The following is a 20,963-nucleotide window of genomic DNA, read 5'->3' on the forward strand; positions in this document are numbered from 1 at the left end:
ATCATGGGCGAACAGCGCAGGACCCCGCGTTCCCGACCGTTCACCCACCTTCTCGGGAGGCCCTGTGACCTTCGCCGTCGTCTGCGACCGACTCACCTACTCCTGGCCTGACGGCACCACGCCGCTCGCCGACCTGACCACCGCCTTCGGTGCCGGACGCACCGGATTGATCGGCCGCAACGGAAGCGGCAAGTCCACCCTGCTCTCCCTGATCGCGGGACGGCTCACCCCGACCTCCGGCACCGTCGCGGTCGACGGGGAGGTGGGGCTCCTCGACCAGGCGCTCCCCCTCGCCACCGACACCACCGTCGCCGCACTGCTCGGGGTCGATCGGATTCGCGACGCCCTCCTCGCCATCGAGGCCGGGCGGGGTGAGGAGGCCGACTTCACCGCCGTGGGCTCCGACTGGGACATCGAGGAACGGGCCCTGGCCCGACTGGAACGCTTCGGCGTCGACCTCTCCGCCTCGGAAGGGCACCCGTTGGACCGGCGGGTCGCCACCCTGTCCGGGGGCGAGACCGTGCTGACCGCCCTGGCCGGGATCGCCCTGCGTCGCCCCGACGTCACCCTGTTGGACGAACCCACCGACAACCTCGACCGCGACGCCAGGGAACGGTTCTATGAGGCGGTCGAACACTGGCACGGGGTGCTCATCGTCGTCTCCCACGACCGGGAGCTCCTGGACCGGGTCGACCGCATCTCCGAGCTCCGTCACGGACGTGTCCGTACCTGGGGAGGTAACCACACCGCCTACACCGAACGGCTCGCCGTCGAACAGGAGGCCGCGCGCAGGACGGTGCGCTCCGCCGAGGCCGACGTGCGCAGGGAGAGCCGCCAACTCGCCGAGGCGCGGATCAAGCTCGCCCGCAGGGTCCGCTTCGGGCAGAAGAAGTACGACACCAAGCGCGAACCGCGCGTGATCATGAACCAGCGCAAACGCGAGGCCCAGGTCTCGGCCGGCCTCCACCGCATCACCCAGGAGGAGAGGCTCGAGGCCGCGCGCGAAGGGCTGGAACGCGCCGAGGAGGCGGTGCGGGACGACGACACCATCCGCATCACGCTGCCCGGTACCGAGGTCCCCGCGGGTCACGACGTCCTCGAACTGCGCGACACCGTGCCGGGGCCGGAGGCCGGGGCGCTCTACCTGCGAGGCCCCGAACGCGTGGCCCTGACCGGACCCAACGGTTCGGGCAAGACCACGCTGCTCCGGGCGATCGTCGCCCGGGCCTCGGGGGAACCGGCCGCGGAGACGGGCCACGGCCCTCCGGTCCGGGTCGCGCACGTCACCGGTCGGGTCGGCTACCTGCCCCAACGGCTGGACGTCCTGGACGAGGAGGCGAGTGTCCTCGACAACCTGCGCGCGGCCGCGCCCTCGGCCGGAACACGGACCCTCCGGGCCGGGCTGGCGCGCTTCCTGATCCGAGGGCACCGGGTGGACCAGAGGGCGGCCGACCTCTCCGGAGGGGAGCGGTTCCGGGTGGCGTTGGCCCGCCTCCTGCTCGCCGACCTTCCTCCGCGATTGCTGATCCTGGACGAGCCGACCAACAACCTCGACCTGGACGGCCGGGACCGGCTCGTCGAGGCCCTGAACGCCTATCGGGGCGCGTTGCTGGTGGTCTCGCACGACCACCGGTTCCTGGAGGAGATCGGGGCGACCCGCCGGTGGTCCCTGGAACGGGGCCGGCCACCGGTCGAGGGAGGCTGACCCGGGCCCGGGGCCGTCCCAGCGGAGACGGAGGGCGGCCCCGGGGTCAGGCCGGCTTGGCCGGGCAGGTCACCAGATGGTCCTCGACCACGCCGGTGGCCTGGAGGTAGGAGTAGGCGATCGTGCCTCCCACGAAACCGAAGCCCCGCCGTTTGAGGTCCCGGCTCAGCCGGTCCGCCAGGTCCGTGGTGACGGGCACCTGGTCGGGCGAGGTCCAGTGGCCGACCACCGGGGTCCCGTCCACCCGGTCCCACAGGTAGGCGTCGAAGCTCCCGAACTCCTCGCGCACTTTCCGGAAGGCGCGGGCGTTGCGCACCACGGAGGCGATCTTGAGGCGGTTGCGGATGATCCCGGGGTCGGCGAGCAGGCGTTCGGTGTCCTCCGGCCCGTACTCGGCGACGCGGTCGTAGTCGAAACCGTCCATCGCCCGCCGGTAGTTCTCCCGTTTGTGCAGCACGGTGGACCAGGACAGGCCGGCCTGGGCCCCCTCGAGTATCAGCATCTCGAACAGGTACCGCTCCTCGTGCGAGGGGCGGCCCCACTCGGTGTCGTGGTAGGCGGTCATGGGCTCGGAGGCGTTCCGGGCCCAGGAGCAGCGGCGGTCGTCGTCGGACATGGGTCTCCTCGAAGCCGTGGCAGGGGGTCCCGTCCATCGTCCCCGACGCCGGCGACGATCCGGAGACCTCACCGTGAAGGCCGTGTCGCGGCGTGTGAAAACCCCTTGTTCCCCGACCGCCCCGGAGAAAGGATGGGGCGGTGACGGACACGAACACGGACTTCGAACAGGACCGACCCCGGGCGCCTCGGGTGCGTCTGGTGGAGATGACCGAACCCGTCCTCGTCGCCTTGAGCGAGGGGGACGTCGCGGCGGCGGGCCGCCTCTTGGACCTGGAGTTGGGGGACCACTTCGATTCCGAGGAGGTCCGCTGGGTCACCGACCACCGCCTCGGACAGCTCCGAGCCGATCCGGCGTGCGCGGGCTGGCTCACGAACGTGACGGTGGACGCCGACGACGGCCGGGTGGTCGGGTTCGCCGGCTTCCACGGACCTCCGGACGGCGATCACCGTGTGGAGGTCGGCTACTCCGTGGCCCCGGAGGAGCGCCGTCGAGGGTACGCGCGGGCCACCCTCACCGAGCTGCTCCGCAGGGCCGACGCCTCTTCGGAGGTCGCGGCGGTGCTCGCCTCGATCCGCCCGGACAACGTCGGGTCGCTGGCGACCATCGCGGGCTTCGGCTTCGAGCGCGTCGGCGAGAAGTGGGACGAGCGCGACGGTCTGGAGCACATCTACGAACGCCCTTCGCCCGCACCGTCGGGCGAGTAGTCTTCCTCAAGTACCTCGACATCGAGATACCGGCCCGGTGCGCTCGACCCCGGGCCCGGGCCGGTTCCACGACGACGTTGAAAGAGGAGCCATGACCACCCCCCACCCCACCGAGACCACCACCGACCTCGGGTTCGGTCTCCACCACGTACTGATCCCCCTGCCGCCGGGGGGAGAGGACGCCTGCCGGGCCTTCTACGTCGACGTCCTCGGTTTCGTGGAGGTCCCCAAGCCTCCGGCCCTGGCCGCCCGCGGCGGACTGTGGGTCCGCGCCGACGACCTGGAACTCCACCTCGGGGTGGAGGAGGGGTTCGTGCCGCAGCGCAAGGCGCACCCCGGCATCCTCGTCCGCGAGATCGACGTTCTCGCCGAACGGATCATCGCGGCCGGACACGAACTCGTCTGGGACGAGAACCTCCCCGGATACCGCCGCTTCCACCTCTTCGACAACAACGGCAACCGCCTGGAGTTCCTCAGCCCGTCGGGCGAGTAGCCGTTCGACGGTCCGGAAGGGGCGAGGGCGGGAAGACCACGCCCCGCCCCTTCCGTTCAGTCGGTCCCGTGCCAGGAGGCCCACAGCGCGGCGTAGGCGCCGTCCGCGTCGATGAGCTTCTCGTGCGGACCGAGCTCGACGATCCGACCGTCCTCCACCACCGCGACCCGGTCCGCGTCGTGCGCCGTGTGCAGACGGTGCGCGATCGCGATCACCGTCCGGCCCTCCAGCACGGCCGCCAGGGAACGTTCGGCGGCGCGCGCCGTACGCGGGTCCAGCAGCGAGGTGGCCTCGTCCAACACCACCGTGCGCGGATCGAGCAGCACCACCCGGGCCAACGCCACCTGCTGGGCCCGTGCCGGATCCAACGCGGCCCCGCCCGATCCCACGGCGGTGTCCAGCCCCTCGGGCAGGTCACGGAGCCAATCGGCGCCCACCGACTCCAGGGCGGCGGTCAGCCGTTCGTCGTCGGCGCCCGGGGCGGCGAGCTCCAGGTTCTCCCGCAGGGTCCCGGTGAACACGTGGTGCTCCTGGTCGACCAGGACCACTCGTTCGCGCAGGGCCTCCGGCGCCAGAGCGCCGATCGGGACCCCGCCCACCAGGACCCGTCCCGAACCGGGCACGTCGGCTCCGGACAACAGCCGACCGATCGTGGTCTTGCCCGCGCCGGAGGGGCCCACCACCGCCAACCGTTCACCGGGCCGCACCTCCAGGTCGACCCCGCGCAGCACGTCGTGGCCGGGCACGTACGCGTAGTGGACGTCCACGAACTCGATCCGGTCGTCCGCCGGTTCCGGGCCGGGTTCCGCGGACTCCTCGGGCAGCTCCTGCACCCCGCGCAGGCGGGCGAACGACGCTCCCGCGCGCTGGATGTCCTCCAGCCACTGGGTCAGTCGGATCAGCGGGTTCGACGCCTGTTCGAGGTAGAGCAGACAGGTCACCAGAGTACCCAGGGCGATCCCGCCGTCGAGGTAGAGCAGGCCGCCCACCAGCAGGGCGACGGCGGTCGGCAGCAGGAAGACGGCCTCGGTGAAGGGGAACAGCACCGAGCGCAGCCGCAGTGTGCCGCGCCGCGCGCGGTACAGGAGCTGCACGTCCCGCTCCGTGGCCTCGATCCGATCCCGTTGGATCCCCAGACCCTCGACCGTGCGGCCGCCCTCCGCCGTCGCCGATACGTTCTCCAAGGCCCCGGACAGGGCCGAACCCTCGGCCAGATAGGCCTCACGGGAACGGCGCAGATACCAGCGGGTCACCGGGTACATCAGCGGGAACGAGACCACGGCGCACAGCCCCAGACGGGGGTCGATCCAGAAGATCGCCGCGAACAGCACCACGACCTGAAGGCCGTACAGGGCGATGTCGGGGACCGAACTCCGCAGGGTCTGTCCCACCGTCGCCACGTCCGCCGAGGCGCGCGTGGTGAGGTCGCCGGTCCCCGAACGCTCCACCACCCGGGTGGGCAGCGACAGCACCCGGCCCACGAAGTCCTCGCGCAGACGGAGCAGTACGTGTTCGCCGAAGCGGTACGTGGCCCGCCGCGCGTACCGGGTCGACACGAACTGGGCGCAGGCCGCGACCACCACGCCGGCGGCCATCAGATCGATCGCTCCGGCCGTGGCGGTGCCGGCCTCCACCATGTCGATGATCCGGCCCAGCAGGTACGGGCCGACCAGCCCGGCCGCCCCGGAGATCAGGGTCAGCGTCACCAACCGGGCCACACGTCCGCGCTCGTCGCTCAGGACGCGACCGAGGTCGCGGCGGACCCGGGCCCGGTCGGCCACCGGAAGACGTTCGCTCATGCTCGTTCCCCCTCCTCGTCCGCGCCGCGCAGGACCAGCGCGCGATAGTCCCTTCGAGAGGCGATCAGCTCGCCGTGGGTGCCGACGGCGACGGCCGTCCCGTCCACCAGGAGGACGATCCGGTCGGCGCGGTCCAACAGCAGGGGCGAGGTGCCCACGACCACGGTGGTCCGTCCGTTGCGGGCCTCGACCATCCGTTCGGCGATCGCCGCCTCGGTGTGCGCGTCCACCGCCGAGGTGGGTTCCACCAGCGCCAGGACCTCGGGCGAGGCGAGTACGGCGCGGGCCAGCCGGACCCGCTGACGCTGCCCTCCGGAGAGGTTGCGCCCTTGGGGCTCCACTCGTGAGTCCAACCCGTCGGGCAGCGAGGTGAGGACGTCGACCGCCCCGGCCGTGCGCAGCGCGGCACGTAGTTCCTCGTCGGGGAACCGGCCGTGCGGGTCGAGGACCTCGCGCAGGGAGCCGGCGAACAGGTACGACTCGTTGTCACAGAGCAGCAGACGCTCGCGCACCTCGTTCAGCCCCACGTCGCGCAGGGGGATCCCGCCCCAGAGGACGTCGGAGTCGGTGTGGCGGCACAACCGGTCGGCGACGGCGGCGGCCTCCTCTGGAGAGGCGGACACGAGCGCGGTGCACCGTCCCGGAGGCACGGTCACACCGGAGGCCGGGTCGACCAGCTCCGCGTCCTCCTCGGGACCGGGGCGGTTCATCCCGCTGCCGGCGAGCGGGGGTTCCAGGGTCAGCACCCGCAGCACCCGGCGGACCGAGACCAGGCCCTGGACGAGCCCGGTGGCGCCCTCGATGAGGAAGAGGATCGGGATGATCAGGAGGGCCACGTACCCGTAGACCGCGACGGCCTCGCCGACGGTGATCTGTCCGTCCAGCGTCAACCGGGCCGCCACCCAGGTGACCGCGCCGAGGAAGATCACGGGCAGGCAGTAGGTCACCGCCTGGAACCAGCTCGTGGTCTCGCTGACCCGGTAGCCCTGGTGGAGCAGCTCCCCGGAGCGGTCCCGGTACCGTCGCGCGAAGTGGTCCTTGCCGCCGATCCCGCACAGAACCCGCAGCCCGGACACGATGTCCGCGGCCAGCGCCGTCGTCTCGCCCTGGTGCTCTCGGTAGCTCCGCTCCCGATCCTGGAGCCGGCCGAGCAGCGGGCCGATCACCACCGCCAGGACCGGGACGCCGATCACCACGATCGCGCCCAGCAACGGGGAGATGCCCACCAGGAGCACCGCGACGCCGACATAGGCGATGACCGCGCCCACCCCGGGCCCGGTCATGGTGAGGATGTGCGCGATGAGCATGACGTCGGCGGCCTGGACGGTGGACAGTTCGCCGGAGGAGACCCGACGGGCCAGGGACGATCCGAGCACGGTGGAGTGTCCGTTGACCACGCGCATGGTCCGGTGCGCGGCGTCCATGCGCACCTGTGTCATCGTGCGGTGCCGTAGGACCGACATGGCCACGTTGAACAGGAGCACCGCGGCCATGGCCGCCACCCACAGGACGAGCGCGCCCGGCCGTCCGGCCCGTAGCCCGTCGTCGATGGCGCGGGCCATCAGATAGGGCGGGATCATGACGGTGGTCATCCACAGGGTCCCGTAGAGGGTGCCGGTCAGGATCCGTCCCGGTTGCCGGGTGATGAGCCACCACACGAAGCGGAGCGGACCGCGCGTATCGGGCGAGCCGGTGGGCGGTAGGGCCGAACGCGGAAGGGGGAGTGTCCCCCAGGGGCCGGGGACATCCGACGTCTGAACCAAGCGAGGCCTCCCAAGGTCTCTTCTCCCCTTCATGAGAGCAGGGAGAGCGGCCCGGTCTCCACCGGGTTTCGGGGGAGTGCGGAGAGCGAGCGGGAAGGGCACGCTTGGTGATCTCGGAACATTACTTAAGGGTTCAAAAGTGATTCAGGTGATTTTCAGGGATATTCCTCGCGGAATTCTTATAACGCATCTGTTGCGAATGGCGAGCACGCTCATAGAACGGGGGAGAACGCGCATCACCCAGAGACGGGCCGCCGAGCGAGAGAGGTGACGGGATGGCCGATCCGGCCGGCTGGAGAGGTGCGGACCGGAAGAGGAGCCTGCTCTTGGGCACCGCCGCCGCACTCGTCCTCGCCGTCGTGGCCACCACCCTCCTGATGTGGGACCGGTTCACCTGCGGCGGCCCGAACAACGGGGTCCGCGAGATCGCCGACGAATGCGTCGGCGTCACCGAGGGCGATTACGTCTTCCACGACGACTTCACCCGGGTGCAGGAACTCATCCGGGAGGAGAACGAACGCGTCGCCGCGCTCGGGGACGACCTTCCCGTCGTGCGGGTCGCCCTTCTGGGAACCTTCACTTTCGACCCCGTCAGCCCCATGGACCCCGGACGGATGCTCAGGTCCCTGGAAGGCGCCTATACGGCTCAAAAACGCGCCAACGACACCCACGACTTCGGAGATCGGACGCCGCGGATCCAGCTCGTCGTCGCCAACATGGGCAGCCGCCAACACCAGTGGGAACCCGTGGTGGACGACCTGGTCGACATGGCCCGCGACGAGGAACGCCCCCTCGTCGCCGTCACCGGCATGGGCGTCAGCATCGCCTCGGCCAGGGACATCGCCCGGACCCTCGACGCTCAGGGCATCCCCATGGTCTCCACCGCGCTCACCGCGGACGGACTCGCGCACGGCCCCGGAGGGATCGACGACGCCGGAGACGAGGAGAACCCGACACTGCCCGGCGTGCTCCGCGTGGCCCCGAGCAACACCGAGTACATCAAGGCGCTCCGAGGCCACCTCGACGGTCTCGACGAACGGGCGCGGGCCATCATCGTCTACGACCGCACCGAACCCGACCTCTTCGTCGCCTCCCTGAAACAGGCCTACACCGAACACCTCGACCCCTACATCGACGGTCGACCCGTCCAGGAGTACGAGGGGACCACGGTCGGCGACGACCCGGTGCGAGGGCTGTTCGCCGAGGTCACCATGAACGTCTGCGTCTCCGGGGCCGACACGGTCCTCTTCGCCGGACGCGCCCCCGACCTCGACGAGTTCATGGAGAGCCTGGCCGCCTCCACCTGCGACCGGCCGATGCGCATCATGTTCGTCGCCACCGGACTGAGCGTGCTCAACGAGGAGGGGCGGATGGCCTTCCTCGCCGACAACGACCTCACCCTGGTCTACGCCTCGGGCATCGACACACGATGGAACCTCGTCCCCCAGGGCTCCGCCGACGCCCCCGAGGGCTACCGGGCCTTTCGCGAGGCCTACATCGAGCACTTCCCCTCCACCGAACACGACCCCGAAGGGCTGCGCAACGGGTACGCGCTGGTCAACCACGACGCCGTGGCCGTCGCCGCGCAGGCCATCAGGATGACCAACGAACTGGGGGACGCGGACGGACCGCCGACCGCCCACGAGGTCCGCGCCCGCATGACACTGCTCAACACCGCCCACGAGGTCCGGGCCGGCGGAGGCACCCTCGGCTACAGCCCGGAGGGCGCGGGCGAGGCCACCGGACGCTTCGTCCCCATCGTCGAGATGCCCCTGGAGCCGGGCGACGCCCCGGCCCCGGACCCGCACGTCATCGGTGACGAGTAGGGACGACCCGACCGGAGAACGGGGGCGGGCGGGTGACAGGTGACGGGGCGCACGGTAGAACAGCACGAGCCCCCCGGACATCGTGGAACCCGCCCCGGCGGACCACTCCACGCACCGGACACGCGCCACCGACGCGCACCATAGACGGACCCGCCACGGGGCCCTCGCCACGAGATCAGCGTGGCGGAGCCCGGTCCGCGCCGACGAACGAGGAGCACGATCCTTGACCGACAACCCGTTCCTGACACCCAGCGAACTGCCCTACGGCCTCCCCGACTTCGCGGCGATTCGCGAGGAGCACTTCCGGCCCGCCTTCGATCAGGGCGTGGCCGAACACCTCGCCGAGGTCGCGGCCATCGTCGCCGACCCCGAACCCCCCACCTTCGAGAACACGATCGCCGCCCTGGAGCGCTCCGGTCGGACCCTGAACCGGGTGGAGACCGTCCTGCACACCCTCGCGGGCTCCGACGCCACCGAGGCCGTCCAGGAACTGGAGCGCGAACTCTCGCCCAAGGGGACCCGGCACCGGGACGCGATCTACCTCGACCGGGGCCTGTGGGACCGCATCAAGCGGGTCACCACCTCCGACCCCGAGGAGGCCACGCTCCTGGAGCGCTACCGGCTCGACTACATCAAGGCCGGTGCCGACCTCGACGAGGCCGGCCAGGAGCGCATGCGCGAACTCAACGCCGAACTGGCCGAGCTCGGCACCGAGTTCTCCCGAAACCTGGTCCGGGCCTCGACCGAGTCCGCGCTGGTCACCGAGGACGTCTCCGACCTCGACGGGCTCGACGAGGCGCAGATCCAGGCGATCGAGAGCGACGGGAAGTACGTGCTCCCGCTGCTCAACACCACCGTGCAGCCCGCCCTCGCCCAGCTCACCGACCGGGCCACCCGCGAAAAGCTGTACACCCTGAGCGTGGAGCGCGCCCCGCGCAACCGGGAGATCGCCGTGCGCGTCGCCGCGATCCGCTCGGAGCAGGCCCGACTGCGCGGCTACCCCGACCACGCCTCGTTCAAGGTCGCCGACCAGACCGCCAAGACCGTCGAGGCGGTCGAGGAGCGTCTGGGACGTCTGGTCGGCCCGGCCCGCCGCAACGTCGAGAGCGAGGCCGCGGCGCTCGCCGAGCACGCCGGCCACGACATCGAGCCGTGGGACTGGCCCTACTACGCCGAGCAGGTCCGCAAGGCCCGCTACGACCTCGACGAGAGCGAGCTGCGCCCCTACTTCGAGCTGGGACGTGTGATCGAGGACGGCGTCCTGTACGCGGCCACGCGCCTGTACGGGATCACCTTCACCGAACGCTCCGACCTGCGCGGATACCACGACGACGTGCGGGTGTGGGAGGTCTTCGACGGCGACGGCACCGCCCTGGGGCTGTTCCTCCTCGACCCCTACGCCCGTCCCACCAAGCGCGGCGGCGCGTGGATGCACAACCTCGTCGAACAGTCCTTCCTGCTCGACGAGAAGCCGGTCGTGGTGAACAACCTCAACATCACCAAGCCGGTCTCCGGCCCCACCCTGCTCACCTTCGACGAGGTCGAGACGGCCTTCCACGAGTTCGGGCACGCACTCCACGGCCTACTGTCGTCGGTGCGCTACCCCCGGGTCGAGGGCACCAGCGTGCCGCGCGACTTCGTGGAGTTCCCCTCCCAGGTCAACGAGATGTGGGCGACCTGGCCGGAGATCCTCGCCAACTACGCCAAGCACCACGAGACCGGCGAGCCGGTCCCGACCGAGCTGCTGGACCGGCTCGCCGCGGCCGAGAAGTTCAACCAGGGCTTCGGGACCTTCGAGTACCTGGCGGCCGCCCTGCTCGACTGGTCCTGGCACCGGCTGGCGCCGGGGACCGTGGTCGAGGACCCGGAGGCCTTCGAGATCGAGGCCCTGGAGCGGGTGGGCGCGCTCCACCCGCTGGTGCGTCCGCGCTACCGGACCTCGTACTTCATGCACGTGTTCTCCAACGACTACAGCGCCGGCTACTACTCCTACGTGTGGAGCGAGGTGCTGGACGCCGAGAGCGTCGACTGGTTCAAGGAGAACGGCGGGCTGCGCCGCGAGAGCGGAGACCGCTTCCGACAGAAGGTGCTGGCCGTCGGGGGCAGCGTCGACTCGATGGACGCCGTCCGCGACTTCCTCGGGCGCGAGCCCGGCATGGAGCCGCTGCTCGCCCGCAAGGGTCTGAACTGACCGACGCCCGCCCCGACGGTCGACCGTCGGGGCGGGCCCGGCTCACCTCGGGTCGGACCGACGCGCCTCGAAGTTCGGGCCGATCCGCTCGTGCAGCACGATGCCGACCGAGACCGACACGTTGAGGGACTCGGTGGAGCTGATCATCGGGATGGAGATCGACGCGGAGGAGGCCTCCTCGAACATCTCCGACGGGCCGCCCTTCTCGCTTCCGAACAGCAGGGCCAGCCGCTCCTTGTTGTCGCCCAGCGACTTGAGCGGAACGTCGCCGTCGGCGTCCAGGACCAGCAGCGGGATGCCCTCCTTACGCACGAAGGAGATGGCCTCCTCGCGTTCGGCGAGCACGATGGGCAGCGAGAAGACGTAGCCGCGGCTGGCGCGGATCAGACGCCGGTCGGCGACGCTGGTCAGGTCGCTGTCGACGAGGATGATGCCCGAGGCGCCCAGCGCCAGCGCGGACCGGGTGATGGCGCCGATGTTGCCGACGATGCGCACCCCGTCGAGGACGATGACGTCTCCGCCCCTGCGGGCGATGTCGCTCAACCGCGAGGGGCGCGGCACCCGGGCGATCCCGAAGGTCTTGGGCTTGCGCTCGCCCTTGAAGACCTGGTTGACGACCGAGGTGGCGAACAGCCGGACCGGGATGCGGCGCTCACGGCACAGCTCCAGCAGCTCCTCGGACGGCGGCTGCGTTTCGATCCCGTAGATCTCGATGAACTCCACGCCCGCCCGGATGCACTGCGTGAGCGGCTCGGCGTCCTCGATCAGCGTGGTCTTGATGTTGGCCCTGGAGCTCTTGGTGACATCGAGGATCCTCTGCACCGCGGGATCGGAAGCGTTTTCGATGATTTCCAGGTTGTCCATGGGCCCATTCTCGTCTGCGGCTGTGGTGTTCGGGGACGGTGCGCCGAGGCGTCGACCGAGGTCCCCAGTCTGCCACGTCCCCCCGTCCCGCCCTCCCGGGGTGGGACGGGCGAGGCCCCGCGCGGTCGACCGCGCGGGGCCTCGGGGGAGGGGAGAGGGGAGGGGTCAGGGGCGCTCGCCGATCGCGCCGACCCAGCCCGACCAGACGAAACCGACCTGCTCGGTCAGGAGCGGGTACTCCAGTCCGAAGTCGGCGGCGTCGCCGTACTCGGGGGCCTCCTCCAGCAGGGTCGCGTCGCGGTACAACAGCGCGCCGTCCTCGGCGTCGTACATGTAGCGGACCTCGGTCACCAGACCCTCGTCCTCCACCTCGAAGGAGAACAGCTCGCCCTCACGGCCGAGGGAGTCGGTCGCCGAGCCCAGGTAGGACACGTCGGCGACCTCGGTGAGCACACGCTGCACGGCGGCCTCCTCGGAACCGGAGAGGGGACGCGACTCGTACAGCCTGTCGACGGCGTTGGTCAGCGCGGGCAGGGACTCGTCCTCGGGGCCCTCGCCGTAGTCGGTGAGCACCTCCAGCATGCCCTCGGTGTCGGTGGGCAGATCGGCGGGCCACACCAGGCTCTCGTGCAGGGTGTCCTCGTAGGACTCGCTCCCCTGCTCCAGGAACCACTCGTGGTCGGCCTCCGCGCCACCGGCCTCCAACGGCGGCTTCGGGTCGGAGTCCCGACGGACGTCGCCGTTCGGGGCCTCCCAGCCGGTCCGGTCGTAGGGGACGAAGCGGTAGCCGTAGGACTCCGGCGGGTCCTCGTCACCGGCGTTGGCGGTGAGCCGGTGCAGCTGTACGTCGCTGGTGGAGACGAAGGCGACGTCGCCCTCGCCGGGGGCGGCGCCGCGCTCCGCGGCGATGTCGGCCAGCTCCGTCAGCCGTTCCGTCCCGTCGACGGGGTCGCCTCCGGTCACCTCGATGGGCTCCGGCTGGGCGGCGTACGCGAGCGGGATGCCCACATGGTCGTCGCCGGGCAGGACGATCACTCCGGCGCCCACGGCCAGGGCGGCGGTGGCCACTCCGGCGACCAGGACGGGGACGCGCTTCCACAGGGGGCGGGTCATACTCTCGTGCTCCTTCAATCTCGCGATGGCTTCGACGCGCGCCCTCTGGCGGGCTTCGGGGGTGGGGCGGGCGTCCGCGGCGGGGTCGGTGCCGTCGAACGCGGCGCGCAGAGCGGTCAGGTCGTCCACGAGACCTCCTTCGGGACGCGGACCCGAGCGGGTTCGGGGGCGTCCGCCTTCATGTACGCGGTCAATTTCCTTCGAGCCCGGTGCAGGCGTCCGCGAGCGGTGACATGGGTGCAGCCGACCACCTTCGCGGCCTGCCGACAGTCGAGCCCCTCCCAGGTCACGAGCATCACGAGTTCACGTTCGATCTCCGTCAACCGGGCCAGGGCCGCCAGGGCCCGGTCGCGGTCGAGGACCCGATCGATGTCGTCGTGGTGGGTCGTGTCGGTCTCTCGCTCCAAGGACGCGGCGATCGATCCCTGGCGCCGCTCCAGACGGTGGTGCGCGAGACCGATACGTCGTGCGCACGCGTACAGCCAGGGCAGTTCTCGGCCCGGAGGGAGCCGGTCGCGGCGTTGCCAGGCCACCACGAAAGCCTCTGAGGCGACGTCGTCGGCCTGATCGGGCCCCACACGCCGTCGCGCGTAGCGATAGACGGCGTCGTAGTGCTCTTCGAACAAGGCGTTGAAGTCGCGTTGGTCGGAGTGATCGTCTCCGGCCCGGCCTCGTCGCATCGGCGTTCCTCCCGTTCTCTCACCCCTCTATGTCGGTGGAGGGGGTGTGTGTTCGGTCGGGAGGAGATTTTTTTCGAGGCTTCTCGTGCAGGCCGGGACACGGGGTCTCGGGTGTTCCGCTCCCCGCCGTGGGGCCATCGCGCTCTCGAAGGCTATGCTCGCCGCCGCACCTCTCGTCCGTCCCTGTCCCCTCCAGAGGAGGAGCCGATGACCCCTGTCCAGATCGTTCGAGCGGCCGCCGTCACGCTGATCGCCGGTGGTTCCGTTCTCGGGTTGGTCCCCGGTGGTCCCTGCGGGGCGGGATGGTGGAGCCCGGACGGAGCCCATGGGGCGGCGTCCTTCGGCTGGTTCGCCTATACCGAGATCTCCACGCCTCCGAGGGAATTCGGGATCTCCGGATGCGCGACCGCCACGGCGCCGGTGGCCTCGTGGGCGATCGCGCTGCTCGTGATGGGGGCGGTGCTGTTGGTGCTCTCGTTCAACGCCCATCGCCTGGGACGCTCCGAGTGATCGTCGGCGTGCCAGGCGATGCACTCGGCAGGAGGCTGTAGTCGGACTCGCGGAAGGCGAGGGCTTCGGCCCGGGGGCGTCGGCTGTTGTTCTTGGGGCGGGGCGGGGCGGGCGCGGGGATCGGCTGAAGGCGGTGGGGCGTTGGTGGGTTCTGGTCGGCTCTGTGGGGCTGTGGTAGGGATGAGTGAGAAGCGGAGGCCGCTTCCAACCAAAGGTTGCGGGAAGATGACGGCTTCTGTTTCCGCAGGTCATTTGCCTTGAGCCCCACGCACGTGGGGACGGACCGATGAGGTCGTGGAGACGATCCGTCGTCTCAAGCTGAGCCCCACACACGTGGGGATGGCCCGTCGACCGTGGCTCGCGCTCTGAACCGGTTGTCCTGAGCCCCGCGCACGTGGGGATGGACCGGTCGAGGTGTGGGTCTGGGGGGCGACCTCGGGCTGAGCCCCACGCACGCGGGGATGGACCTACTGCCCAGGGTGACCCCCGCACCCCCACACCTGCTCCCCACGCACGCGGGGATGGACCGGGTGAGGTTTCCTCGTCTGGGATCGCGCAGATCTGAACCCCACGCACGTGGGGATGGATCGTGCGTTAGCCGCCTGGGATCCAGTGGCTGCGTCGGCTCCCCACGCATGTGGGGGTTGTTTTTGAGCATGGTGATGCCCCGGGAGCCGGTGCTTCCGGGACCTCGTTGGGTTCTGGGGGTTATCGGGTGAGGAAGGCCGCCCCTTCGTTGGTGGGGAAGGGGATATGAGGAGAGAAGCAGCACGTGGTTCATGACCGCGGTGACGTTCTCCCCACGGACCTGGTCCAGTTCTCCGGACCGCAACAAGTGCGGCCCGTGGTTGCTGGACACCACCCCGTAGGAGGTGGAGGTGCCGAGGAGCAGCCCGTTCAACAGCTCCTATGTTGCACACCGGTCACGGCAGCCCTGAGGACCTCGACTCACTGGTCGCACTCCTCTCCCGGCACTTCCCTCACTGGTCGGTCAGCGACCCTGACTCACAGTAGTCTGACGCCATCCCAGGAACCGTGAGATCACAGCAGGAGTAGCGTTCACATGGCCAAGCCAGCAGCTCCCTCCGGAACGAGGGACTTCCTTGCCGACGACCTGCGCCGCCGCCGAGCGGCGTTCACCACCATCAGCGATATCTTCGAGCGCTACGGGTTCGACCCGCTGGAGACCCCCGCGTTCGAGCGGTTGGAGGTGCTGACCGGAAAGTACGGCGAAGAGGCCTCTCAACTCCTGTTCAAGATCCTGCGCCGCGGGGTGCATGAGGCCTCCGGTAAGCCCGACCTGGCGCTGCGCTACGACCACACGGTTCCTCTGGCCCGGGTCATCGGTACCCACGGGGCGAAGCTCCCCAATCCCTACAAGCGCTACGCCATAGGCCCGGTGTGGCGGGCGGACCGTCCCCAGGAGGGCCGGTTCAGGGAGTTCGTGCAGTGCGACATCGACACGGTCGGTTCTTCCTCCCCACTGGCCGACGCCGAGGTTGTTCTGGCCTTGGCCGAGAGCCTGGACGCCTTGGGGGTGAACCGGTTCCGCTTCCTCGTCAACAGCCGTGAAGCGCTCCGGGGTCTGCTGGAGGTCTACGGCGTCGCCGAAGAGAACGGCGACGGGGTCCTGGCGACACTGGACAAGCTCGACAAGGTGGGTGCCACCGCCGTCGCGAAGGAGTTGGTCGATGAGCGCGGCCTGGACGTGGCGAGCGCCGAACGCCTGGCCGAGGACGTCGCCTCCGACGACCAAGAACTGATCCGGTCCAAGCTCGCCACCAACGAGCGCGGCCAACGCGGCCTCGCCCAGATCGACAGCCTGCTGGAGCTGACCGAGAGCCTGGGCGATCGGGCCGTGTTCGCCCCGCGCATGGTGCGCGGCCTGGACTACTACACCGGTGCGATCTATGAGGTCGAGGCCGAAGGCTTCCCCGGTTCGATCGCGGCGGGCGGACGCTACGACGGCCTGGTCGCCTCGCTTGGTGGCCCGGACATGCCCGCCTGCGGTGGTTCCATCGGCATCGAGCGCATCCTGGCTCTTCAGGACACCGGTGACGCTCCCTCCGTGGGCCTCGACGTGGCGATCACGGTGCTGGGCGGTCACGCCGAGCTGATGAAGCTGGCGAGCGAGCTGCGCACGCGGGGGCTGCGGGTGGGTACCTACCTGGGGGCCTCCGGCAAGCTCGGTAAGCAGTTGCAGTGGGCGAATGCGCAGAACGCGCGGTTCGCCGTCATCTTCGGTTCCGAGGAACAGGAGTCCGGCGAGGTCACCGTCCGCGACATGATCTCGGGAGACCAGAGCCGCGTCCCCTTGTCACAGGTCAGTGCCGATCTGCGGGAACGCTTCGAGAGGTGACCGGTTGAGGGCCCTCACCCCCGGCCACGACGCTTCGATGACTTTCCACCTCCAAGCTCATACGAGACCGCCGGGACTGCTCGAAGTAGCGGCAGAAAGACTGGGCAGCCGCCTCGAGCGTGCAGCAGGGTGAGGCCCTCGGGTTCACTGTCCGGATGGGAGTGGAGGGCGGCCGGCGTGCATGCCATGCCGGCGAAGGCAGGCCGGTCGGGGATCTCACCGAACGCCACCCCACCCCTCTCACGAAGGGCTGACGCCAGATATTGGTGGAGGCAGTTTTCGTGCGGTTCGACTTGGTATCGCTCGCAGGAAACGCTGCTTCCCGTGCATGGGGGATGGCCCCGCCCCCAACGAGTACCCGGCCGACCACAGCATCTGCTCCCCGTGTATGCGGGATGGCTGAAGTCGGTGGGGCGTTGGTGAGTTCCGGTCGGCTCTGCGGGGCTGTGGTAGGGATGAGTGAGAAGCGGAGGCCGCTTCCAACCGAAGGTTGCGGGAAGATAACGTCTCGCATCGTCCCAGGTCATTAAGCGTGAACCCCACGCACGTGGGGATGGACCTAGGATCACGGGCTCCACCGCCTCACGCATCGCCTGCTACCTGCGAATGTGGGTTTGTTTTTGAGCATGGGGAGGCCCCGGGAGCTGGTGCTTCCGGGGCCGTGTTCGTTCCTGTGAGCCACAGATGGCGGAGGTGCCGGGGTGACGGTGACCTCGACGCACTCCCGCCGTCAGGTCCGCAGCACGATCGATGCCACTGTCACAGCGACCTCGGCGCCGTTCACCGGTCGATACCGGTTCTTTGGTTCTGGAGACGGCCTGTGGTCACGGTGTAGATCATGGTCGCCACTCCGAAGATGACAATCACACTCATAATTCCTGGAAAATTGGGTGTGAAGTGCAGCTCGGGAAGACCGCCAGCCTTTTCAAAGGAGGAATCGATCACATGCGGTATGCCTAGGGTGGATTCTGTCAACAAAGACATGGCAATTGTCGAAATGGCTGCGATGATGGAAGCGGAGACTCCGATAAGAGCCCCAGCGAAAGCTCCGCCGATTGCACGAGTAAGCATTTCTTCAACCCTCGTAGAGATGTAAGTGGAGGCTCGATGTTTTCGAGGCTCTGTCAGTGTCTTTGGCTTTCATGTCCTCCCCTCCGCCTTCAGTCGATCGCCATGTTCTCTCTATCATGGCCGGCTGTGGTTGGCAGGGGAGCCAGTCGGAGCGGAACCGCTGACCGTGTGAAGCGATCCGGTTCGCTTCACTCTACGAAAATCTGCCAGTGTGGTTGTATGTGGCTCACGTTATTCAGGTTCGATAAAGAGGCTCTGGGTCAAGGGGGCCGCTATTGATGCAGGGAGTAGAACTGTGTTCCAAGCCTGTATTTCGGCTGTCCGGATTCGGTCATCAACGGTGGGTTGTCTCGCGTCTTGGATTCATTTACAAGAGCTCCAGGCGTTCACTGTGAACGGGAGATCCCCTGGGCAGACGGCCGCTTGGGTTCTGGGGTCGCACACGGCCGGGTCCAGGCGTTTGTCCATGTCCAGATCGAATCGGCCATAGGGATTGATGTGGGTCCAGAACAGCGAGACGAGCGGGGTAGCGTTGCAGGTCAGGAAGACCGCTCCCCGCGCACGTGGGGATGGGCTGGTCTGTGGAACGGCGATTAGCTTGGTGCTCGGTCGAGCATCCCTAGAGACGGTGTCGATCTTGAACACCGTGCGGTAAAAGGGGCCTCGTCGTGCTCCCTCGGCCGAGGCCCCTCGCTCCGGTCGGGTCGATCGCGCCTACAGGGGGAGTTCCGTGATGGTGAGGTCGAGGTCGCGGATCATGACCTCGCTCAGTTGGCGAAGCTGGAGCTCGGTCACCTGAGCTCCGTGGAGCGAGGCCAGCCCGGACAGGCCCGACAGGTCGCTGCCGCGTAGGTCGGCGCCGGACATCTTGGTGCTCTTGATGTCCGCGGCGAAGGCGCAGTCATCGAACACCGCACCCCGCAGATCGCTCCCGATGATCTCGGCCTCCTTGAAGGAACAGCCCACGAACGCCACGTCACCGGTGACCTTGACCTGCTCCCACGTGGCGTAGTCGAACTGGCAGCCCTCGAAGAGCACATCCGACATCGAAACCCGCGCCAAGGACACCCCCATCAGACGCGAGCCCGTGAACCGGCACCGATTCAGGTTGACGTCCACCAGGCGATGTGAGGTCAGATCGAGGGAGGCGAAGTGGGTGTTGGCCACCTTCTCCTCCTCCAACGGATCGGAGTAGGGCCAGACACGCACCGCGGGCTCGTCATCGCTGGGCAGGAGCACTTTCGCGCCCCGGATCTCGGCGGTCTGCACAGGGTTCCCCTACTTCTTCCAGTTGTCCCACGTCGAACGGTGGTACCAGGGCCCTCCGCCGACGTTGTCCCAGGTGCCCCGGTTGTCGAACAACCCCACGGGTGTCGTCGGCTGGAGCCGGTCGATCAGGTCGGCGGCCCGGTCGGATACTTCAAGCCCGGTCAGGATCGTCGTCATCGGTCACACTCCCATCTTCTCGCCCAGGGCGCCCCTGCTCTCCTGCCGAGAGCAGAGGCGCCCTTCGTGCGTCCCGAGGGTCAGCTACCGGGTGGAGCGACCGGTGCGAGCTTGCGCGCCAGGTTCGAGGGCAGATCCGACAGCGGACGCCACACGAAGTCGGTCACCTCGTCGAGCTGAAGCCGCACGTCGGTGTCCTCGACCCAGTGGGCGTAGCGGAAATCGAAGTGGTGGTGCTCGGGTTCGTCCTTGGCGGGGTTGGCCGGGATCCTGTGGATGTCGATGTCGGCCGGGGTCACGTCATGCGTGGGCGGGGAGACGACCTGCTGCCAGGGGATCCCCGTCTCTTCTTCGAGCTCACGCAGGCTCGCTCCGAGAAGGCTCTGGTCCTCGGGCTCCAGGTGTCCCCCGGGGAGCAACCACCGGTCGAGGGCCTTGTGGCGGATCATGAGCACCCGCCCCTGGGGGTCGACGACCGCGGCGCCGGCGGTGACGTGTCCGGTGCGGAACTCCTTCCGCGAGGTGATGTCGTGACCTTCGTCGAGTGCGTGCAGGAGAAGGGCCATGTCGTCGGTCTCGCCGGGGTGGCGGTCGAGGTACTTGGCCAGGACGTGGTCGATCTCGGGTCGGGTAACCGTCATGCTGCTCCATTGAAGTAGTCGAGCCATGTCGCCGCGACCTGTTCGCGAACTTCGGGCGGCAACTCGTAGTGCGCTCTCTTGTGAGGCGTGCGCATGATCCTGCGTTGCTATCGGAAGTTCGTGTTTGTCTGTTTCTCGACAGCATGTGGAAATGGCGGATCGGGCGGGATAATGGCCCGGGCCAGGAAGTCTGCTCCCCGCACACCACGTGCGCTCCTTGGAGAGTCGAGTGGCGATAGCGGAGGCGATGGGAAGATCGGTGGCGGTACCGGCTCTTCGTTCAGAAGGTGGCGTGCGTGCTCAGGTCCGCGATGTAGGAGCGGCTCACGCTCCACGGGGTGAGCTCCACCCCGAAGGCGTTCCGTTCGTCGTCGTGCAGGTGAACGAGCTTGCCGGTCACATAGACCACATCCCCGGAGCGGAACGCGCCGGTGTAGGCGCCCAGGTAGGAGCGCAGGTAGAGAACACGGTCGGCGAAGGAATGAGGGTCGTCCACGGTCGCGTTGAGGACCCGCTCCACACTGATCTCGTAGAGCGCGGGTGTGGAAACACCCTCGGAGTGGTCGGTGATCGTCGCTAAGAGCTCATCTCAAAAGTCCTCGCTGTGCTTGGCCAGATGCTTGTAGCAGATGAGGATGCAGGCGATGCCGAGCATGGCCAGGAAGTTGGAGGCCTTGCGTTCCCAGCGCACGTTCAGTCTGCGGTAAGAGCCCAGCCAGGCGATGGAGCGCTCGACCTTGTACCGGTGCCTGCCCAGTCGCTGGGACGACTCGACGCCGGGGCGGGCGATGCGCACGCCGATCTGGCGTTCGCGCAGCCAGCGGCGCCGGTCGCGGGAGTGGTAGGCCTTGTCGCCGTGCAGCTTGGCGGGGCGTCGCCTGCGGGGTCCTCGGCGTGAGCGCACCGCGGGGATGCCTCGCACCAGGGGTTTGAGCGCTTCGCCGTCGTTGACGTTGGCCGCGGAGATCGCGCAGGTCAGCGGCAGCCCTTGGTTGTCGCACAGCAGATGGAGCTTGGAACCGGGTTTACCCCGGTCGGTGGGGTTTGGCCCTGTCTTCTCCCCCTCTCTTGGCGCGGATCGACTGGGAGTCGACGGTGGCGCGGGACCAGTCCAGCAGGGCCCTTCTGCCCAGCTCGTCCAGAACCGCGCGGTGGATCGTGGGCCACAGGCCTGTCGCG

General features: G+C 68.9%; 18 protein-coding genes and 1 pseudogene. 7 read left to right on the plus strand and 12 right to left on the minus strand.

What is annotated here, in order from left to right:
* Positions 1 to 64 precede the first annotated feature (64 nt).
* Positions 65 to 1,705, plus strand: coding sequence for an ABC-F family ATP-binding cassette domain-containing protein (locus TR33_RS20010; protein WP_042284700.1), 1,641 nt, complete (start codon positions 65 to 67; stop codon positions 1,703 to 1,705).
* A gap of 46 nt (positions 1,706 to 1,751) precedes the next feature.
* On the opposite strand, the gene TR33_RS20015 is transcribed toward TR33_RS20010, so the two are convergent.
* Entirely contained in the window at positions 1,752 to 2,321 is a 570-nt protein-coding gene (locus TR33_RS20015) for a DNA-3-methyladenine glycosylase I (protein WP_084570290.1), read from the minus strand.
* A 140-nt stretch (positions 2,322 to 2,461) separates the two neighbouring features.
* On the opposite strand from TR33_RS20015, the gene TR33_RS20020 reads away from it, so the two are divergent.
* Together TR33_RS20020 and TR33_RS20025 are read left to right on the plus strand one after the other, a co-directional pair.
* Positions 2,462 to 3,028: a GNAT family N-acetyltransferase gene (locus TR33_RS20020; protein WP_084570291.1), complete on the plus strand. Its 567-nt coding sequence runs from the start codon at positions 2,462 to 2,464 to the stop codon at positions 3,026 to 3,028.
* A 91-nt stretch (positions 3,029 to 3,119) separates the two neighbouring features.
* Complete coding sequence (locus tag TR33_RS20025; protein ID WP_014908709.1) at positions 3,120 to 3,521, plus strand: VOC family protein; 402 nt, start codon at positions 3,120 to 3,122, stop codon at positions 3,519 to 3,521.
* 56 nt (positions 3,522 to 3,577) lie between these two features.
* Here the strand turns inward: TR33_RS20025 and TR33_RS20030 are convergent, their stop codons facing one another.
* Both TR33_RS20030 and TR33_RS20035 read right to left on the minus strand, forming a co-directional pair.
* The gene (locus TR33_RS20030) at positions 3,578 to 5,320 is read right to left on the minus strand and encodes an ABC transporter ATP-binding protein (RefSeq protein ID WP_042284703.1); all 1,743 of its coding nucleotides are present in this window, start codon (positions 5,318 to 5,320) and stop codon (positions 3,578 to 3,580) included.
* On the minus strand, positions 5,317 to 6,978 hold the full coding sequence (locus tag TR33_RS20035) for an ABC transporter ATP-binding protein (RefSeq protein WP_017534357.1): 1,662 nt from the start codon (positions 6,976 to 6,978) through the stop codon (positions 5,317 to 5,319). The genes TR33_RS20030 and TR33_RS20035 overlap by 4 nt, the downstream gene beginning before the upstream one ends.
* Positions 6,979 to 7,358: 380 nt before the next feature.
* Between TR33_RS20035 and TR33_RS20040 the strand changes: the two genes are divergently transcribed.
* On the plus strand, positions 7,359 to 8,909 hold the full coding sequence (locus tag TR33_RS20040; RefSeq protein ID WP_042284705.1) for an ABC transporter substrate-binding protein: 1,551 nt from the start codon (positions 7,359 to 7,361) through the stop codon (positions 8,907 to 8,909).
* 223 nt (positions 8,910 to 9,132) lie between these two features.
* Positions 9,133 to 11,100 carry a M3 family metallopeptidase gene (locus TR33_RS20045; protein WP_042284708.1) on the plus strand — a complete coding sequence of 656 codons (1,968 nt, stop codon included), beginning with the start codon at positions 9,133 to 9,135 and terminating at the stop codon, positions 11,098 to 11,100.
* 42 nt (positions 11,101 to 11,142) lie between these two features.
* On the opposite strand, the gene nshR is transcribed toward TR33_RS20045, so the two are convergent.
* From nshR to TR33_RS20060, 3 genes are all read right to left on the minus strand, one after another.
* On the minus strand, positions 11,143 to 11,964 hold the full coding sequence (gene nshR, locus TR33_RS20050; protein WP_014913237.1) for an NshR/TsnR family 23S rRNA methyltransferase: 822 nt from the start codon (positions 11,962 to 11,964) through the stop codon (positions 11,143 to 11,145).
* Positions 11,965 to 12,129: 165 nt separating this feature from the next.
* Complete coding sequence (locus tag TR33_RS20055) at positions 12,130 to 13,206, minus strand: CU044_5270 family protein (protein ID WP_042284712.1); 1,077 nt, start codon at positions 13,204 to 13,206, stop codon at positions 12,130 to 12,132.
* A complete protein-coding gene (locus TR33_RS20060) occupies positions 13,194 to 13,757 on the minus strand; it encodes an RNA polymerase sigma factor (RefSeq protein WP_042284714.1) in 564 nt (187 codons plus the stop codon). The genes TR33_RS20055 and TR33_RS20060 overlap by 13 nt, the downstream gene beginning before the upstream one ends.
* 207 nt (positions 13,758 to 13,964) lie before the next feature.
* Between TR33_RS20060 and TR33_RS20065 the strand changes: the two genes are divergently transcribed.
* Together TR33_RS20065 and hisS are read left to right on the plus strand one after the other, a co-directional pair.
* A complete protein-coding gene (locus tag TR33_RS20065; RefSeq protein WP_042284716.1) occupies positions 13,965 to 14,267 on the plus strand; it encodes a hypothetical protein in 303 nt (100 codons plus the stop codon).
* A 1,063-nt stretch (positions 14,268 to 15,330) separates the two neighbouring features.
* A complete protein-coding gene (hisS, locus tag TR33_RS20070; RefSeq protein WP_042284718.1) occupies positions 15,331 to 16,626 on the plus strand; it encodes a histidine--tRNA ligase in 1,296 nt (431 codons plus the stop codon).
* 780 nt (positions 16,627 to 17,406) lie between these two features.
* Here the strand turns inward: hisS and TR33_RS26705 are convergent.
* The 6 genes and pseudogenes from TR33_RS26705 to TR33_RS26710 form a co-directional block, all read right to left on the minus strand.
* On the minus strand, positions 17,407 to 17,697 hold the full coding sequence (locus tag TR33_RS26705) for a hypothetical protein (RefSeq protein WP_159068806.1): 291 nt from the start codon (positions 17,695 to 17,697) through the stop codon (positions 17,407 to 17,409).
* A 714-nt stretch (positions 17,698 to 18,411) separates the two neighbouring features.
* Positions 18,412 to 18,966, minus strand: coding sequence for a pentapeptide repeat-containing protein (locus TR33_RS20075; RefSeq protein WP_042284719.1), 555 nt, complete (start codon positions 18,964 to 18,966; stop codon positions 18,412 to 18,414).
* Between the two features lie 9 nt (positions 18,967 to 18,975).
* A complete protein-coding gene (gene amcA / locus TR33_RS26970; protein ID WP_199806162.1) occupies positions 18,976 to 19,143 on the minus strand; it encodes a multiple cyclophane-containing RiPP AmcA in 168 nt (55 codons plus the stop codon).
* Positions 19,144 to 19,223: 80 nt separating this feature from the next.
* Positions 19,224 to 19,784, minus strand: coding sequence for an NUDIX hydrolase (locus TR33_RS20080; protein ID WP_042284722.1), 561 nt, complete (start codon positions 19,782 to 19,784; stop codon positions 19,224 to 19,226).
* A 280-nt stretch (positions 19,785 to 20,064) separates the two neighbouring features.
* Positions 20,065 to 20,304: a hypothetical protein gene (locus TR33_RS20085; RefSeq protein ID WP_042284723.1), complete on the minus strand. Its 240-nt coding sequence runs from the start codon at positions 20,302 to 20,304 to the stop codon at positions 20,065 to 20,067.
* Between the two features lie 69 nt (positions 20,305 to 20,373).
* A pseudogene (locus tag TR33_RS26710) lies at positions 20,374 to 20,963 on the minus strand (IS5 family transposase); the annotation flags it as partial.

The organism is Nocardiopsis alba (assembly GCF_000710955.1).
Classification (GTDB): Bacteria; Actinomycetota; Actinomycetes; order Streptosporangiales; family Streptosporangiaceae; genus Nocardiopsis; species Nocardiopsis alba.

Coding starts and splice junctions, on each gene's coding strand:
- TR33_RS20015 (WP_084570290.1), bottom strand. CDS start 2,321: ATGTCCGACGACGACCGCCGCTGCTCCTGGGCCCGGAACGCCTCCGAG.
- TR33_RS20025 (WP_014908709.1), top strand. CDS start 3,120: ATGACCACCCCCCACCCCACCGAGACCACCACCGACCTCGGGTTCGGT.
- TR33_RS20030 (WP_042284703.1), bottom strand. CDS start 5,320: ATGAGCGAACGTCTTCCGGTGGCCGACCGGGCCCGGGTCCGCCGCGAC.
- TR33_RS20040 (WP_042284705.1), top strand. CDS start 7,359: ATGGCCGATCCGGCCGGCTGGAGAGGTGCGGACCGGAAGAGGAGCCTG.
- nshR (WP_014913237.1), bottom strand. CDS start 11,964: ATGGACAACCTGGAAATCATCGAAAACGCTTCCGATCCCGCGGTGCAG.
- TR33_RS20060 (WP_042284714.1), bottom strand. CDS start 13,757: ATGCGACGAGGCCGGGCCGGAGACGATCACTCCGACCAACGCGACTTC.
- TR33_RS20065 (WP_042284716.1), top strand. CDS start 13,965: ATGACCCCTGTCCAGATCGTTCGAGCGGCCGCCGTCACGCTGATCGCC.
- hisS (WP_042284718.1), top strand. CDS start 15,331: ATGGCCAAGCCAGCAGCTCCCTCCGGAACGAGGGACTTCCTTGCCGAC.
- TR33_RS26705 (WP_159068806.1), bottom strand. CDS start 17,697: ATGCTTACTCGTGCAATCGGCGGAGCTTTCGCTGGGGCTCTTATCGGA.
- amcA (WP_199806162.1), bottom strand. CDS start 19,143: ATGACGACGATCCTGACCGGGCTTGAAGTATCCGACCGGGCCGCCGAC.
- TR33_RS20080 (WP_042284722.1), bottom strand. CDS start 19,784: ATGACGGTTACCCGACCCGAGATCGACCACGTCCTGGCCAAGTACCTC.